This window comes from Vibrio bivalvicida (genome assembly GCF_001399455.2).
Classification (GTDB): Bacteria; Pseudomonadota; Gammaproteobacteria; order Enterobacterales; family Vibrionaceae; genus Vibrio; species Vibrio bivalvicida.
The window spans coordinates 1-1511 of the sequence record NZ_LLEI02000068.1 but is presented as its reverse complement, the minus strand read 5'-3'; the positions used below and the strand labels follow the sequence as shown (position 1 = coordinate 1511).

Annotated in this window: 1 protein-coding gene; it reads left to right on the top strand. The window is 38.2% G+C overall.

Annotated elements, in window-relative coordinates; genetic code table 11:
* Positions 1 to 90 precede the first annotated feature (90 nt).
* Positions 91 to 1335: an MFS transporter gene (locus APB76_RS19085; protein WP_082880315.1), complete on the top strand. Its 1245-nt coding sequence runs from the start codon at positions 91 to 93 to the stop codon at positions 1333 to 1335.
* Positions 1336 to 1511 lie beyond the last annotated feature (176 nt).

The window sequence follows — 1511 nt, the reverse complement described above, 5'->3', positions numbered from 1 at the left end:
GGTTGAGTACGAAAGTAAGTAGTTATGTACTGTCTACTTTTTGTGGGGTACACCAGAATATACGTATCATTACAATATTTTAGGAGTTTCATGTTCCAGAATTTTTCATCCGCAATTTCGATTTATCGAGGTTTGCCAGCGAATATTTATTATCTAGCTGTAGCTAGAATGATCTTAGGTATGGGTAATTTTATTATTCCATTTCTCGTTTTACTATTAACAGATAAGTTAGGTTACTCAGCAACAGTCGCGGGCTCTTTAGCTATGGGGGTTACTGGAACTTATCTATTAGGTAGCTTTATTGGTGGTAAATTATCTGATGTTTTAGGGCATAAGCGAGTCATGGTATTTGGAGAATTTTCCGGTGCTTTATTGCTTATTTGGTGTGGCTTCTTTCCTGATAATACTTTTTTAGTACCAGCGTTTTTATTTGGTGCATATTTCTTTATTGGTTTGGCATTACCGGCAAGTAACGCTTTAGTCGCAGACTTATCTAATAAGAATAATCGCGACGCAGTCATGTCGCTGAGCTATCTTGCCTATAATTTTGGCTCAGCTCTAGGTCCAATTATGGCTGGGTATTTGTTTTGGAGCCACACAGAATGGATATTCTTTGGTAATGGCTTTGCTGCATTACTTGGTGTTGTGATTGTGGCTATGTTTATTAAGGCGCAGCCAGAAATTGACCACACAACTGATAATGAGTTAGAAATGCCCGTTTCTGGTTCTGTCTGGGCAGTATTGAGGTCAAGACCTAGACTCTTATTCTTTACATTCCTTTGTGGGTTGTTGTGGTATTCATTAAACCAAATGACAATGGCAAGCCCATTATATTTAAGTCATATATTTGGTGAAAAAGGTCCAATTGTATTTGGTCAACTGATGACTTATGCGTGTGTAATTGTTGTTCTTATTACGCCAGTTTTAATGAAATTTACGTCAGGTAAAGCTGAAACAATTAGTTTGGCATATGCCGGGTTTATGTTTGCTTTTGGCTACGCACTAGTCATGTTCTTTCCTAGTATTCCCATACACTTTATAGCTTGGCTATTTCTATCAGCAGGTGAGGTTCTCTTATTGACGAAAGAAGGCATATATTTAGCTAATAACTCACCTTCTAGTCACCGAGGGCGTATTCAGGGGGTTCTAGTTACACTACGAAGCGTTTTAGTTATGCCAAGTTTTATCGTGGTCGGTTATCTTATTGACAGCTATGGCTACAGTTTTACTTGGTCTAGTATCATTGCAATTTCAATTGCCGCTTCTATTGGACTCTACCTAATGACAATTCGAAATAAGCATGGTTCTACAGCTGCCATTGAAAAATATTCATAACAAGCAATTTAAGCAGACTGTCAACGCTTGGCATTTTTAGTTTGGTTTAGCTTCAGTGATTTCGGTGTTAAGTTTGAGTGTATTGGTAGCGTTGTCAGCTACTTAATTGGGCGTTATATGCCCGAGTACCCCACGTTTAGTAGACACTTTACTAAGTTAGACCTAGGGTCTAATTG

Bases quoted from the DNA above. Each gene is read 5' to 3' on its own strand.
- APB76_RS19085 (WP_082880315.1), top strand. From the start codon at position 91: ATGTTCCAGAATTTTTCATCCGCAATTTCGATTTATCGAGGTTTGCCA.